Source organism: Roseateles sp. P5_E11, assembly GCF_054049355.1.
In genome coordinates this window covers 1-14,616 of sequence record NZ_JBFUMO010000099.1, presented here as the reverse complement: position 1 = coordinate 14,616, position 14,616 = coordinate 1, and the positions used below count along the sequence as shown (strand labels likewise).

At 69.4% G+C, this 14,616-nt stretch carries 13 protein-coding genes; 9 read left to right on the top strand and 4 right to left on the bottom strand.

Features of this window, described 5'->3' with window-relative positions; genetic code table 11:
• Positions 1-268: hypothetical protein (locus ACXJKR_RS10235; protein ID WP_457322752.1), on the top strand; the 268-nt coding region annotated here is incomplete at its 5' end.
• Here the strand turns inward: ACXJKR_RS10235 and ACXJKR_RS10230 are convergent.
• Both ACXJKR_RS10230 and maiA read right to left on the bottom strand, forming a co-directional pair.
• Positions 188-862 carry a polyphenol oxidase family protein gene (locus tag ACXJKR_RS10230; RefSeq protein ID WP_457322751.1) on the bottom strand — a complete coding sequence of 225 codons (675 nt, stop codon included), beginning with the start codon at positions 860-862 and terminating at the stop codon, positions 188-190. The genes ACXJKR_RS10235 and ACXJKR_RS10230 overlap by 81 nt on opposite strands.
• Before the next feature lie 43 nt (positions 863-905).
• Entirely contained in the window at positions 906-1,541 is a 636-nt protein-coding gene (maiA, locus tag ACXJKR_RS10225) for a maleylacetoacetate isomerase (RefSeq protein ID WP_056198415.1), read from the bottom strand.
• 33 nt (positions 1,542-1,574) lie between these two features.
• On the opposite strand from maiA, the gene ACXJKR_RS10220 reads away from it, so the two are divergent.
• The 6 genes from ACXJKR_RS10220 (at position 1,575) to ACXJKR_RS10195 (ending at position 9,136) form a co-directional block, all read left to right on the top strand.
• Entirely contained in the window at positions 1,575-2,126 is a 552-nt protein-coding gene (locus tag ACXJKR_RS10220) for an NUDIX hydrolase (RefSeq protein ID WP_457322750.1), read from the top strand.
• Between the two features lie 54 nt (positions 2,127-2,180).
• Positions 2,181-2,951, top strand: coding sequence for a substrate-binding periplasmic protein (locus tag ACXJKR_RS10215; protein WP_457322749.1), 771 nt, complete (start codon positions 2,181-2,183; stop codon positions 2,949-2,951).
• A 176-nt stretch (positions 2,952-3,127) separates the two neighbouring features.
• Positions 3,128-4,516, top strand: a complete 1,389-nt coding sequence (locus tag ACXJKR_RS10210) for an MBL fold metallo-hydrolase RNA specificity domain-containing protein (protein WP_457322748.1) — start codon at positions 3,128-3,130, stop codon at positions 4,514-4,516.
• Entirely contained in the window at positions 4,516-5,529 is a 1,014-nt protein-coding gene (gene adhP / locus ACXJKR_RS10205; protein WP_457322754.1) for an alcohol dehydrogenase AdhP, read from the top strand. Before ACXJKR_RS10210 ends, adhP begins: the two co-directional genes overlap by 1 nt.
• A 28-nt stretch (positions 5,530-5,557) precedes the next feature.
• On the top strand, positions 5,558-6,391 hold the full coding sequence (locus tag ACXJKR_RS10200; protein ID WP_056198429.1) for a universal stress protein: 834 nt from the start codon (positions 5,558-5,560) through the stop codon (positions 6,389-6,391).
• A 72-nt stretch (positions 6,392-6,463) separates the two neighbouring features.
• The gene (locus tag ACXJKR_RS10195) at positions 6,464-9,136 is read left to right on the top strand and encodes a bifunctional acetate--CoA ligase family protein/GNAT family N-acetyltransferase (protein ID WP_457322747.1); all 2,673 of its coding nucleotides are present in this window, start codon (positions 6,464-6,466) and stop codon (positions 9,134-9,136) included.
• 21 nt (positions 9,137-9,157) lie between these two features.
• On the opposite strand, the gene ACXJKR_RS10190 is transcribed toward ACXJKR_RS10195, so the two are convergent.
• Positions 9,158-9,652, bottom strand: a complete 495-nt coding sequence (locus tag ACXJKR_RS10190; protein WP_457322753.1) for an ornithine carbamoyltransferase — start codon at positions 9,650-9,652, stop codon at positions 9,158-9,160.
• A 227-nt stretch (positions 9,653-9,879) separates the two neighbouring features.
• On the opposite strand from ACXJKR_RS10190, the gene ACXJKR_RS10185 reads away from it, so the two are divergent.
• Both ACXJKR_RS10185 and ACXJKR_RS10180 read left to right on the top strand, forming a co-directional pair.
• The gene (locus ACXJKR_RS10185; protein WP_457322746.1) at positions 9,880-10,632 is read left to right on the top strand and encodes a Crp/Fnr family transcriptional regulator; all 753 of its coding nucleotides are present in this window, start codon (positions 9,880-9,882) and stop codon (positions 10,630-10,632) included.
• Positions 10,633-10,679: 47 nt separating this feature from the next.
• Positions 10,680-14,045 (top strand): putative bifunctional diguanylate cyclase/phosphodiesterase, encoded by a 3,366-nt coding sequence (locus ACXJKR_RS10180; protein WP_457322745.1) that lies wholly within the window; start codon positions 10,680-10,682, stop codon positions 14,043-14,045.
• Positions 14,046-14,187: 142 nt separating this feature from the next.
• Here ACXJKR_RS10180 and ACXJKR_RS10175 read toward each other — a convergent pair.
• Positions 14,188-14,616, bottom strand: a 429-nt coding sequence (locus tag ACXJKR_RS10175; protein WP_457322744.1) for a response regulator, incomplete at its 5' end; no start/stop codon positions are given.

Below are 14,616 nucleotides of genomic sequence, written 5' to 3'. Positions count from 1 at the left end.
CATGTACCTCGTTGCCATCGCGTGGGCCTACGTCGCGCTGATGATGGCGGCAGCAGAAGCGATCAGCCCTCAGGGCTCGCTGTTCGGTGCCTTCGTCACGCTGATGCTCTACGGCGTCCTTCCACTGGGCCTGCTGCTCTACATCCTCGGCACGCCCGGCCGCAAGCGTCGGCGGCGTGCTGCCGAGCTAGCCGCGCAAGGAGATGCAGGCGGCCATCCGGCCGCGGGGCCGGCCGAGAGCCTCGCCCCGGAACGAGAAGAAAAGTGAATCATCGGTCAGGGTGCACCAGGTGCCGCCGCTGATTTGGGTGATATTGACCGAGATCAATCTTTCGCGAGCCAACAGGGGCAGATCAGCGCGCCAGCGAGGCTCGGGGTTGGGCCGGTAGACGAAGCCGGGCTGGTCGCACTCGATGGGCTCACGCCCAAAGGCGGCGACGACCTCTGGGCCCACCTCGAAGGCCGCGGGGCCGATGCAGGCGCCCAGCCAGGCTTTCACTTCATGCGGCTCGCAGTTCGCGGCGTCGCAAAGCTCGGCCACCGTGTTCTCCAGCACGCCAGCCGCCAGGCCGCGCCAGCCCGCGTGCGCGCCGGCCACACCGCCCGGCGCCGAGAACAGCACCGGCAGGCAGTCGGCGACCAGGATGGCCACGGCCAGCTCGGGGTCGGTCGACACGGCTGCATCAGCCTTGGGCGCGTTGTCATCGTGCCAGCCGGCACGCAGGCGCACGACGTCCGCGCCATGGACCTGATCGAGAAAGACCGGCCGCGCGCCGAGCACCTCGGCGAGTCCGATGCGGTTGGCCTTGGCCAGTTCGGGGTCGCCCGCCTTGCGTCCGAAGTTGGGACCGCGAGTGGTCATGAAGGCCGTCACGCCCGGCCAATCCGGGCGCAGCCAGTTCGGATCAGGCTGCATCGGGACAGACGCTGGGATGCGTATTGGCAAAGGCCGGCAGGGCCAGGCAGGCGGCGTTCACGCGCATGACGGTCGGGAAGTCGTCCAGCGGGCATTCGAAGCGCTGGGCGTTGTAGACCTGGGGCACGAGCATGCAATCAGCAAGGCCCGGCGTGTCGCCAAAGCAGTATTCCCCCGCCGTGGCCGCCAGGCGCTGCTCGACGATGCTCAGGCCCGTCGCCACCCAATGGCGGTACCAGCGGTCGACGATCGCCTGCTCCTGACCGAGGTCGTTCTTCAAGTAGCGCAGCACGCGCAGGTTGTTGATCGGGTGGATGTCGCAACCGATGTCCTGGGCCAGCGCCCTCACCTGGGCCCGCGCGACGGCACCCTTGGGCAGCAAGGGCGGCTCGGGATGGGTCTCTTCCAGATACTCCAGGATGGCCATGGACTGGCTCAACCAGGGGCCGTCGTCCAGCACCAGCGCCGGCACCAGGTGGGAGACCTGCTGCTCAGCGAAGCTGCCAGCGAACTGCTCGTTCTTTGCGAGGTGGATGGCCGCGTAGTCGTAGTCCAGGCCCTTGATCGCCAGGCCGATGCGCACGCGCCACGAGGCGGAAGAGCGGAAGTAGTTGTAGAGCTTCATGGCTGTCATTCTGCTCGCCATAAACTGGGCCGCATGCCCTTTCCCAGCCCGCTCAGACACTGCCCGAACTGCGGCACCGCCGTGGAATACCGCATCCCCGMCGAYGACAACCGCGAACGCGCGGTCTGCCCGGGCTGTGGCGCCATCCACTACCAGAACCCGCTGAACGTGGTTGGCACGCTGCCGGTCTGGGAGGACGGCCGCGTGTTGCTGTGCCGGCGCGCCATCGAGCCGCGGCATGGCTTGTGGACGCTGCCGGCCGGCTTCATGGAGCTGAACGAGACCACCACCGAGGGCGCCCTGCGCGAGACCCAGGAGGAAGCCGGCGCCGACATCGAGATGGGGCCGCTGTACACGGTGCTCAACGTCGTGCGGGTGGGCCAGGTCCACCTTTTCTACCGCGCCCGGCTGCTTTCGCCCGAGTTCAACCCGGGGCCGGAGTCGCTGGAGGCCAGGCTCTTCAGCGAAGAAGAGATCCCCTGGGGCGAGATCGCCTTCAAGACGACACGCGAGACGCTGCGTTGCTTTTTCGAAGACCGCCGCCAGGGTGGCGGCTTTGCGCTGCACGACATCGACATTCCTTGATCTCACCCTCCGCGGCGCGCATCATCAACGGCGTCTCCAACGGAGGGATGAGCCATGACGACACGGCGCGTGTGGTGCAAGGCGGGGTTGGGCTGGATGGCGGGGCTGGGGCTGGCGCGGCCGGCCCACGCGACACCGCTGCGCGCGGTGGGCTCGCAGTTCGCGCGCATCTTCGAGGGCGCCGAGGGCCAGGCGCCCAAGGGCCTGGCGGTGGACCTGCTGGGCATGCTGTTTGGCGAGAACGTACGCTGCGAATGGCTGCCCTGGCCGCGCGCGCAGCTGATGCTGGAGCAGGGCGAGGCGGACATCCTCATCGGCCCCTACCGCACGCCGGAACGCGAGGCCCGCATGCTGTTCAGCGTGCGCTCCTTCTACTCGGACGCGATGGTCTGGTACGCCCGCCGCGGCGAGGAGGCGCGCTGGACGGGTGAGTTCGGCGAGCTGGCCCAGGCCCCCGTGGCCGCTGTGCGCGGCTGGGCCTACGGCAGCCGCTTCGAGCGCATGAAGACGGGCATGAACCAGTTGACCTGGGTGCAGAGCGTCGACGCCGGGTTGCAGATGCTGATGAAGCGGCGCATCGAGCTGTTCGCGGCGAACGACCGCAACTGCCAGCCAGTGCTGCAACGCCTGAGCCTGGCTGACGCCGTCGCGCGCTGCTCGCCACCGCTGGACGTGCTGCACGGGCACATGGCCTTTGCACGCAGCGCCGGCGGTGAGGCCCTGTCGCAACGCTACGACCAGGCCTTCGAACAGTGGTTGCGCACCGGCTCGGCCATCGAGCTGTACCGGCGCTGGGGCGTCGAGCGCCCGTCCACGCCCAGCTAGGGCCGTTCACGCGCGGCTTGATCCAGCGCAAGGCCACCGGCAGTGCGCCGGCCTACGCTGGACCTGACTTCAACAGGTCAGGAGGCCCCCATGGTCATCAATGTCGGATCGGTGGAACCCGCACTCCGCCTGCTTGTGGGCCACGGCCCGGTGTACCGGCTGCCGGGATACCGGCCATGAGCACGGACGAGCTTCGACTGCGCTTCTTCGGCGCAACAGGCACCGTGACCGGTTCCCGCTACCTCGTCGAATTCGCCGGCCGGCGATTGCTCGTCGACTGCGGCCTGTTCCAGGGCCTGAAGCAGTTGCGCCTGCGCAATTGGGCTCCCTTCCCGGTGCCGGCAGCGTCCATCGATGCCGTGGTGATGACGCATGCCCATATCGATCACAGCGGCTTCCTGCCCCGCCTGGTGGCGGAGGGCTTTCGCGGCTCCATCCACGCGACGCCTGGCACCAGCGACCTGCTGTCAGTGCTGTTGCCGGATTCGGGCCGGCTGCAGGAGGAGGACGCCCACTACGCCAACCGGCACGGCTTCAGCAAGCATTCACCGGCGCTGCCGCTGTACACCGAGGCCCAGGCCCTGCACAGCCTCAAGCAGGTACGCCGTCATGCCTTTGGCCAGGCCTTTGAACCCGTCCCGGGCCTGACGGCGACATTCAGCCATGCCGGCCACATCATTGGCGCCGCCAGCATCCACCTTGAAACTGGCTCGGGCTCGATCACCTTCTCGGGCGATCTCGGGCGCAGCGACGACACGGTCATGCTGCCGCCGGCCGCGGCACCCGCGGCCGACATCGTCGTCATCGAGTCCACCTACGGCGACCGGCGGCACTCTCAAACGCCCAGCGCGGACCAGCTCTGCGACGTCATCTCGCGCACCGCCGCCCGCGGCGGCACGACGCTGATCCCGGCCTTCGCCGTCGGCCGGGCCCAGGCCATCCTGCACACCTTGCTGCGCCTGAAAGCCGCCGGGCGCATCGCCGACCTGCCCATCTACCTCAACAGCCCCATGGCCACGCAGGTCACGCGCCTGGTGCAGGTCCATGCTGATGAACACAGGCTGACCGAGCCTGAGCGCCGCGACCTCGTCGACAAGGTGCGCTACGTCCGCACGGAGGAGGAATCTCGTGCGCTGAACCGTCCCACCTATCCGAGCGTCATCGTCGCCGCCAGCGGCATGGCCACCGGCGGCCGCGTGCTGCACCACCTGGAAGCACTGGCGCCAGATCCCAGGAACAGCATCGTCTTCGTCGGCCATCAGGCCGCCGGCACGCGCGGCGCCACCCTGCTGGCCGGCGCCGACCGCATCCGCATGCACGGCCAGTGGGTGCCCGTGCGCGCCGAGGTGGCCGCCATCGACGGCATGTCCTCGCACGCCGACCAACCCCAGCTGCTGGCCTGGCTGCAAACGCTGCCGCACCCGCCCAGCCACGTCTACGTGACCCACGGCGAGCCCCAGGCCGCCGACGCGCTGCGCCAGGCTATCGAGGAAGGCCTGGGCTGGCCGGCCTCGGTACCCGAATACCTCGACGCCGTCCCGTCCAAGGAGTTGCCATGCCCATGATGAAAGCTGCGGTCGTCCGCGCTTACCGCGAGCCCCTCAGCCTGGAGGAAGTGGCCATCCCCGAAGTCCCCGCCGGGCAGGTCCTCGTGAAGGTGGCCGCCTGCGGCGTCTGCCATACCGACCTGCATGCCGCCGACGGCGACTGGCCGATCAAACCACCGCTGCCCTTCATTCCGGGCCACGAGGGCGTCGGCCATGTCGCCGCCGTCGGCGCGGGTGTGCGCGGCATCCGCGAAGGCGATCGCGTGGGCGTGCCCTGGCTGCACACTGCCTGCGGGCATTGCGAGCATTGCCTGACGGGGTGGGAGACGCTGTGCGATCACCAGCAGATGACTGGCTACACGGTCAACGGCAGCTTCGCCGAATACGTGCTGGCCGATCCGTCCTATGTGGGCCATCTGCCCGACGGCCTGTCCTTCGAATCCCTCGCGCCCATCCTGTGCGCCGGCGTGACGGTCTACAAGGGCCTGAAAGTACTGGACGCCCGGCCGGGGCAATGGGTGGCCGTCGTCGGCATCGGCGGTCTCGGGCACCTGGCCGTCCAGTACGCACGCGCGATGGGCTTTCACGTCGCAGCCGTGGACATCGACTCGGCCAAGCTGCAACTGGCCCAGCGGCTGGGCGCCGAGCTGTGCATCAACGCCGCCGAGGAGGACCCGGCCGCCGCACTGCAGCGCGAACTGGGCGGTGTGCACGGCGCCCTCGTGACCGCCGTCTCGCGCCAGTCCTTCAGCCAGGCGCTGGGCATGCTGCGCAAGCGCGGCACCATGTCCATGGTCGGCCTGCCGCCCGGCGACTTCGCGCTGCCCATCTTCGACGTCGTCCTCAATGCCAAGACCGTGCGCGGCTCCATCGTCGGCACGCGCCAGGATCTGAACGAAGCATTGCAGTTCGCCGCGGAGGGCCTCGTACACGCCAGCACCACCACGCACCGGCTGGACGATATCAACCGCATCTTCGACGACCTGCGCACGGGGCGCATCGATGGCCGGGCCGTGCTGAGCTTTGCCTGACTTTTGCCTTCCCAAGGAGACGAATCCCATGAGCTATCGCAGCCTGCTGGTTGCCCTGGACGCGACCCCGGCCAACCCGACGCGCGTCAGCATTGCCATCGCGCTGGCCAGGGAGTTCGAAGCCCACCTGATCGGCCTGGCGCCCAGCGCCACGGTCGAGCTGCAGGCGCTGCAGGCTGCCGCCGCGATGGACGACTACGTCAGTGGCGCCTGCGCGACCCTGCTCGCACAGGCCCAGGCCCTCGCGCAAAACTTCCACCAACGCTGCGGCGCTGCCGGGCTGCCCTCATTCGAGGCGCTCGCCGACCAGACGCCCGCGGCGCAATCGCTGGCACGGCATTCGCAATGCACGGACCTGCTCATCATGAGCCAACCCGACCCGTCGCTGCCCGACCATCGCCAGCACGCGGCCGCGCTGGAACAGGTGCTGCTGCGCTGCGTGCGTCCGGTCCTGATGATCCCCTACACGCATCGCGAACCCCTGCGCACGCGTCGCGTGCTGCTGGCCTGGGACGGCAGCCGCGAGTCGGTGCGGGCGATGACGGACGCGCTGCCGCTGCTGCGCCGCGCCGACAACGTCTGGCTGATGCACTGGCGCCGAGACGCCGAAGGTGAAGCCCCGGCCGCGCGCCTCGCCTGCCAGCGCCAATGGCTGGCGCTGCAGGGCGTCGATGCCATCGTGCGCGAGGAGGTGACGGCACTGCCCATCGGCGACGCTCTGCTGAATGCGGCATCCGACACCGGGGCGGACCTGATCGTCATGGGTGCCTATGGCCACGCCCGCTGGGCGGAGCGGCTGTTCGGGGGTGTCTCCCGCAGGCTGCTGGCATCGATGACCGTGCCGGTGCTGATGTCGCATTGATCCCCCGCAGCATCCCGCGCTGGCTTGATCCAGCGCAAGGGCCGGGCTGCGGGCGGTGGCGAGGATGCGTTCATGACCCAGCGCCATCTCGATCGCCTGCTCACGCCCGACTCGGTGGCCGTCTTCGGCGCCTCCGACAAGCCCGGCCGCGTCGGCACCACCGTCTGGCGCAACCTGCTGAGCGGCGGCTTCAAGGGCCCGATGGCGGCCGTGAACCCGCGGCTGGACAGGCTGGACGGCCAGCCCTGCTTTGCCGGCGTCGCCGAGCTGCCGTTCACGCCGGACCTGGCCGTGCTGTGCACGCCACCGGACACCATCGCGCCGCTGGTTGGGCAGCTGGGTGAGCGCGGCACGCGGGCCGCCATCGTTGTGACGGCGGGCCTCACACCAGCGCAGAAGCAGGCGGCGCTGGACGCCGCCCGGCCGCACACGCTGCGCCTGCTGGGGCCCAACTGCATCGGCCTGCTGAGCCCGCACCTCGGGCTGAATGCCAGCTTCACCCAGGCGAAAGCGCTGCCCGGCGARCTGGCGCTGGTGTCCCAGTCGGGCGCATTGCTGACGGCCCTGCTGGATTGGGCCAACGCCGAGCGCATCGGCTTCTCGCACCTCGTCTCGCTGGGCGAGCACGCCGACGTCGACTTCGCCGACCTGCTGGACCATCTGGCCACGGACCGGCATACGCGCGCCATCCTGCTCTACATCGAATCCATCACATCGCCACGCAAGTTCATGTCGGCAGCGCGTGCCGCGGCCCGCATCAAGCCCGTCATCGTCGTCAAGGCCGGCCGCGCGCCGGCCGGCATGAAGGCCGCCGCCTCACACACGGGCGCGCTGGCGGGCGAGGACATCGTCTTCGACGCCGCCATCCGCCGCGCCGGCATGCTGCGCGTGGACACGCTGAAGGATCTCTTCATCGCCGCGCAGACGCTCGCGCGCTTCCGAGACAACCACAGCCGCGAGCTGATGGTCATGACCAATGGCGGCGGCGCGGGCGTGATGGTGGCCGACGCCGCCGCGCCGCTGGGCGTGACGCTGGCGCGCCCGGGCGAGGCGCTGATGAAGCGGCTCAACGCCGTGCTGCCGGCCAACTGGTCGCACGGCAACCCGATCGACATCATTGGCGACGCGCCCGCGCAGCGCTACGTGGACACGCTCAAGGCCCTGTTCGACGCCCCCGAGGCGGGCGCGGTGCTGTTCGTGCACGCACCGACGGCCATCGTCTCCAGCGAAGCCATCGCCCGGGCATGCGCCCCACTGATCGCCGAGCACCGGGGCCGTGTGCTGAGCTGCTGGCTGGGCGGTGACACGGTGGCGCCGGCGCGCAGCGCTTTCGAAGAGGCCGGCATCGCGGGCTACGAGACGCCCGAGGAGGCCGTGCGCGCGTTCTCGCTGATGCAGACCTACCGGCGCAACCAGACGGCACTACGCCAAACGCCAAGCGCCGGCGCGAACGGCAAGCCGGACCTGGCACGGGCGCGCGCCATCATCGACGCCGCGCTGGGCGCTGGCCGTGAATGGCTGGACGAGATCGATGCCAAGGCACTGCTGGCTGCCTATGGCATCGCGGTCGTGCCGACGTTGCGTGCCGAAGCCTCGCCACAGGCCGCCGCCGAGGCCGCCCAGCGCATCGACGGGCCGGTGGTGCTGAAGGTGGTGTCCCCGGCCATCCTGCACAAGTCGGACGCCGGTGGCGTGCGCCTGGACCTGCGCGGCGAAGCCGCCGTGCGCCTGGCCGCACAGGAGATGCTCGATCATCTGCAAGCCACGCGTCCGGAAGCCCACATCGAGGGATTCAGCGTGCAGGCCATGGTGCAACGGCCCCGCGCCCAGGAGCTCATCGTCGGCGCGCACGTGGATCAGATCTTCGGCCCGGTGCTGCTGTTCGGCCAGGGCGGCATCGCGGTGGAAGTGCTGGGCGACCGCGCCGTGGCGCTGCCGCCGTTGAACCGCGCGCTGGCACGCGAGCTGATCGACCGCACCCGGGTGGCCCGGCTGCTGGCCGGCTATCGCGGGCGGCCGCCGGCCCACATCGACGCCTTGTGCGACGCGCTGACCGCCGTCGGGCAGATGCTGGCCGATCTGCCCGAAATGGCCGAGCTGGACATCAACCCGCTGCTGGCCGACGAGCACGGCGTGCTCGCGCTGGATGCCCGCGTGCGCCTGTCGGCGTCGGCACCCTCCGGCATGGCACGCTTCGCCGTGCGCCCCTACCCGGCAGATCTGGTGCGAACTCTGCACTGCCAAGGCAGCACGCTGCTGATGCGGCCGATCCGGCCCGAGGACGAGGCATTGCACCGCGAGTTCCTGCAGGCCTGCAGCCCCGAAGACCTGCGCATGCGCTTCTTCCAGGCGCCGCACGCGCTGACGCATGACGACCTCGCCCGGATGACGCAGATCGACTACGAACGCGAGATGGCGCTCGTCATCGTCGATGAGCAGGCCGCTGGCGGCCCCCGCACGCTCGGCGTGGCCCGTCTCGTGCGCGATCCCGACAACGTCGAGGCGGAGTTCGGCCTGCTGGTGCGCAGCGACCTGCAGCGCCGGGGCCTCGGCCGCCTGCTGATGCAGGCCCTGCTCGACTACGCCGCCTCGCGCGGCACGCAGCGCGTCGTCGGCCACGTGCTGCGCGAGAACCGGGCGATGCTGAACCTGCTCAAACGCATGGGTTTTGACGTCAGGCCGGGCGGTGCCCAGCCGTCGGAGATCGTCCTCGTCAGCCGAGCCTCGGGCTGCAACGGCTCATGACGACGGGCCAAGCGCAGCTCCTCAAGCCAGGCTGATAACCAGCGCCGCCTGCAGGATCTTGCGCCGCTTGACGGCCCACGCGACATCGCCGTCCAGCGCCTGTGCAAGCACGGCCGTGGGATGGCCGGCGGTCGCCAGCCCGGCGAACACAGGAATGTCGGCGCTGCGGGCCAGGCGCCCTGTCAGGGCGGCGGGCAGGTGCTGACATTCAACCGCATCGTAGAGACGGCTCAGCATGCGTGCCGTTGCATCGACCCGCCATGGGCTGCTGTGCTCGTCAAGCCCGGGCTGGACAAAGGACACATGGGCACCGAGCACCGTCGCCGCCTGCGCGAATTCGCTCGCCTCGTCGTCCTCCGGGTGCGGCGACATCAGCGCCAGCCGCCTGCCCGTCAATGGCTTCATCTCCGAGGCCTGCGGCCTCAAGAGCACCCTCGCCTGCCGCAGCAAGGCAGCGGCATCGACGGGGTAGGACGAAGTGGCGCCAGCGGCACCTTGGCGAGCCTCGGAACACATGAGTGGCAGYGTATCGACGCCGAATGCGCGGCCATTGACCAAGGTCAAGCCGGCGGAGTCCGACTCGGTGTTGAGCGGCTCCGTCACCGACGGTTCACGCAGTGTTACGCAGCGCTACCTAACGATTTGGCCYGTTGACACTTCATTGCCCGGGCCTGCCTAGCATCGATTTTTTCGATGCCACCCCAAGGGAGACCACCATGCACGCCAGTGCCCCGCATACCCCGATGACTACCGCACGCTGCAGCACCACCTTCGCCGCCAGCGGCGCGATCAACACCAACGTCGCACCGTCCAAGGGTCAGCGCATCGCTGACGAGCTGAAGCTGCTGGAGGCCGTGCTGGCGCCCAGGCGCCGCATCGTCCATGCCGGCGATGTGCTGTACCGGCCGGGCGAGCGGTTCGAGCAGCTGCACGTGCTGAACTCCGGCTGCTTCAAGCTGATCAGCCCGTCGGCCGAGGGCCACGAGCAGGTCGTCGGGCTGAAGTTCCGCGGCGACTGGCTCGGCTTCAGCGCCATCGCCAAGGGCAGCTACGCCTGCGAAGCCATTGCGATGGACACCGCCGAGGTCTGGACGCTGCGCTACGACGCACTGCTGAAGGCCTGCGCCGACCATCCCCGCCTGATGGCCACCGTGCACGAGGCCATGAGCGACGAAATCATGCGCGAACGCGAGGCGCTGACGGCCCTGTGCGCGCTGCCGGCCGCCGCGCGCGTGGTGACCTTTCTGCACAACTGGGCCGATTCCCTGGCCGCGCGTGGCCTCAGGACCGACCAGATCAGCCTGCGCCTGACGCGCGCCGAGATCGGCAACTACCTCGGCCTGACGCTGGAGACCGTCAGCCGCGTGCTGTCCAGGCTCGCGCGAGCGCGGCTCATCGCCTTTCACGAGAAGAGCCGGCGCGACATCTGCATTCCCGACTTCCCCGCCCTGGCCGCCTTCATCGGTGGGCAGGCCGCTCCTGCCGGTCTGCACTAGGCGGCGCGTCGGCCTCGGCGGCCGCGCATCGATCCAGGGAGAAAAAAATGAATTCACCGCATCAGGACGCCGTCGCACCACCTCTTCGCTTCGCCAGCGGGGGCTTCGGCCGGCACTTCGACCTCTGGTGGCGCCGGCTGGCGCCGACCGCTCCGCTGACCATGGCCGCGGCTTACGCGGCCTTTGGCCTTGCCTGGATCCTGCTGTCTGACGGACTGCTGGAAAAGCTGGCACCCGATATCGCCACGCTGTCCGCCGTTGGCCAGGGCAAGGGCATCGCCTTCGTGCTGGCGACCAGCGCGCTGATCTATGTGATCACCCCAAGCCGGCAAGCCCAGGGCGAGGCGACCGGACCGACGCGCCAGGGCGGACCGGTCAGCGTGCTCTGGGTGTTCGCCCTGCTGTCAGCCGCCATCGTGCTGGCAAGCCTGCTGGGCTATGCCAGATCGACTCACATGTCGCATGAACAGCAGGTTGCGCAGTTGCGCCGCGAAGCCGAGCTGAAAGCCGAGATCGTCCAGGGCTGGATCGAGCGGCGCACGGAGGACGCACGCCGGCTTGCCACCGACCCCCAGTTGCGCACCAGCCTGCTGCGCTGGCGCCGCAGCCCCGATGAGGCATTGGCGGCAGAGATGAGGAAGGAACTGCTGTTGCTGCTGACTTCCACGCACTACGCCGACGCATTGCTGTTCGACGAACACGCCCGGCTGCTGCTGGCGCCGGACGGCGCCCCGCGGCATGTCGATGCGGCCATGTCGCATGGCGTGCGTTCGGCCCTGCAAGGCGGGCGGGTGTCTGGCGGCGACTTCCGGGCCGAGGTGGGCGACCCCGCCAGCCTGCAGTTCGACCTCTTCGTGCCACTGCCCAGCGCGGACGGCCGGCCCGGGACCGTCTTGCTGCTGCGCACAGCGCCGCGCCTCACGCTGCTGCCGCAGCTGACGCCGGGCTCCGCCAGTGACGCTCCCGAGACGCTGTTCTTCCGCCCCGCCGCACGGGATCTGCTGGCCTTGCGCATCGACGGCTCCGACACCCCGTTCGTCCCTCCGCGCAGCTCCTCCCGCGCGGCGCTGACCGCCTTGTCCGGCGATCCGTCGCTGGCCGGTTCGCTCATGGACGGCCTGGATCGCGGCGAAGTTGCCCAGGCCGCGGTGGCGGCCCGGATTCGCAACTCCGGCTGGTATGTCGCCATCCAGGCGCCGCGCGATGCGCTGCTGGGCGGCAGCATCGCCGATGCGACGACGCTGGCTCTGGTGAACCTGCTGGCCGTGCTGGCCGCGGGCGCCTTCACCTGCGCTGCGCTGAAGCGGCGCGAACTGCTTGCAGCCGCACGCATGGCGGTGGCGAGCCAGGACGAGGAGCGGGCCYGGAAGATCGCCGAGGCGATCGCCAACTGTTCGACCGACGTCATCTTCGCCAAGGATCTCGAGGGCCGCTACCTGTTCGTGAACCGCGCGCTGTGCCGGGCGCTGGGGCGCAGCTCGGAGCAACTGATCGGCTTCGATTCCACGGGCCTGTTCCCAGCCGAGCAGGTGCGCCAGCTGCTCAAAGACGACGCGGCAGCACTGCGGGCCGACAAGCCAGTCTGCGTCCAGACGTGCCTGACGATGCCGGACGGCGACCGCATCTACGCCTGCACCAAGGGCAAGCTGATCGATGACGAAGGCCGCACGCTGGGCATCTACAGCGTCTCCAGCGACATCACCGAGCGCCACGACATGCAGCAGCGCATGCGCCAGTGGGCCACGGTCTTCGAGGACGTCCGCGACGGCGTCATCATCACCGACTCACGGGGCCGCATCCAATCGATCAACCACTCGTTCACGACCATCACCGGCTACAACGCGCAAGAGGCCATCGGCGCCAGCCTCAAGCTGCTGAAGTCCGGCCGGCACGACGCGGAGTTCTATCAGCGGATGTGGGCCGCGCTCGATGCCAGCGGGCACTGGCAGGGCGAGATCTGGAACCGCCGCAAGGGCGGCGAGGTCTATCCGGAMTGGCTGACCATCAGCGCGGTGCGCGACGACAACGCGACAGTCACGCACTACGTCGGCGTGTTCACCGACATCAGTCGCCTCAAGCACAGCGAGGCCCAGACCGACTGGCTGGTCCACAACGACCCGCTGACACGCCTGCCCAACCGCKTTCAACTGCAGAGGCGGCTCGAAGACGCGCTGGCCCGCTCACGCAGGCGCGAGAGCCGCGCGGCGCTGCTGGTCATCGATCTCGATGGCTTCAAGACGGTCAACGACGGCCTGGGGCACCCGGCCGGCGACGAATTGCTGGTCTGTGTGGCCGCGCGCCTGCAGGCGCGCCTGCGCCATGAAGACTTCCTGGGCCGGCTCGGCGGCGATGAGTTCCTGGTCATCCTCGAAGCCAACATGGACAGCACCAGCGTTGCCGTGCTCGCGCGCGGYCTGCTGGCGACCATCGCCGCGCCGATGGCGCTGTCGTGTGGGCAGGATGCCTACCTGACGGCCAGCATCGGCATCAGCATGTTCCCCGACGAAGGCAACCCCACCGCGGTCGAGTTGCTGCGTGACGCGGATGCGGCGATGAATCGCGCCAAGGAATTGGGCCGCAACCAGTTCTGCTTCTATACGGATGACATGAATGCCGAGGCTCGGACCAAGCTGGACCTGGAAGCCGCACTGAGCCGCGCCATCGAACGCGATGAGCTGCTGCTGCACTACCAGCCCAAGGTGGCTGCCAGCAGCGGCGAGGTCGTCGGCGCCGAGGCCCTGTTGCGCTGGCAGCGCAGCGGCATCGGACTGGTACCACCGAGCCAGTTCATCCCGGTGGCCGAGCAGAGCAGCCTGATCCTGGCCATTGGCGCCTGGGTCATCGACGCAGCATGCCGCCAGATCCACGCCTGGATGGATGCCGGCCAGCCCGTGGTGCGCATAGCGGTCAACGTCGCTGCGCGGCAGTTCGCCGCAGGTGACCTGGACCAGGTGGTGGCCCGCGCGCTGCAGCGCCACCACGTCGACGCGCAGTGGCTGGAGATCGAGATCACCGAGGGCATGCTGATCACCGAGCCTGRCRCTGCGATCGGCATGCTCAAGCGGATCAAGGCCCTCGGGGTCAAGCTGTCGCTGGACGACTTTGGCACCGGCTACTCCAGCCTGGCTTACCTGCAGCAGTTCCCGATCGACTCGCTGAAGATCGACCAATCTTTCACGCGCCGCATCGGCGAGCAACCCGACGGCGCGGCCCTGGTCGATGCCGTGATTGCACTGGCTCACCGGCTGCATCTGCGCGTGGTGGCCGAGGGCGTCGAAACCGCACAGCAACGCGACTACCTGTGCCAGCGCGGCTGCGACGAGATGCAGGGTTATCACTTCGGCCGTCCGGCACCGGCCGAATCGCTCCAGCACCTGTTGGCCGCCGGCGCAATCGCGGTGAGCGTGCCTTGAAACACCACACCTCTTCGTGCCCCTGGCGCCCGCCTGTACCTCTACCCAGACAGCCGCAGCTGGCGGCCGGCGGAGCGGGGGCCGCTGCGCCGGGTCAGCCCGACGCCGTCGGCCTGCGGCGCGCCGCTCGGCTGCGCGCGACCTAGGCCGACAGCACGCGGGCCATCGCCTGCGCCAGCTGGCCGCGGCTGTAGGGCTTGGGCAGCAGTTCCCAGTCCGCCGGGGACTCGCGGTCGGCATCCAGCAGTTCGGCAGAGAAGCCCGACATCAACAGGATGGCCAGCTGCGGCAGCCGCTGCTGGGCGATGCGGGCGAGCTCGGTGCCGCGCATGCCGGCGCCCAATGCAATGTCGGTGAGCAGCAGGTCGAAATCGGCTTCAGGCGTCAGCAGTTGCAGCGCCTGCTCGGCACTGGAACAGACGCTGAACACGCAACCCAGGCTGGCCAGGAAGTGCTGCGCCACGGCGCGCACCTCGGCGTCGTCTTCGACCACCAGCACTTTCAGCCCCGCGGGCACCGTGTGCCCGACGTGGTCGCCGTCCTGGGCCCCCGTCTGGGCATCGTGCGGCAC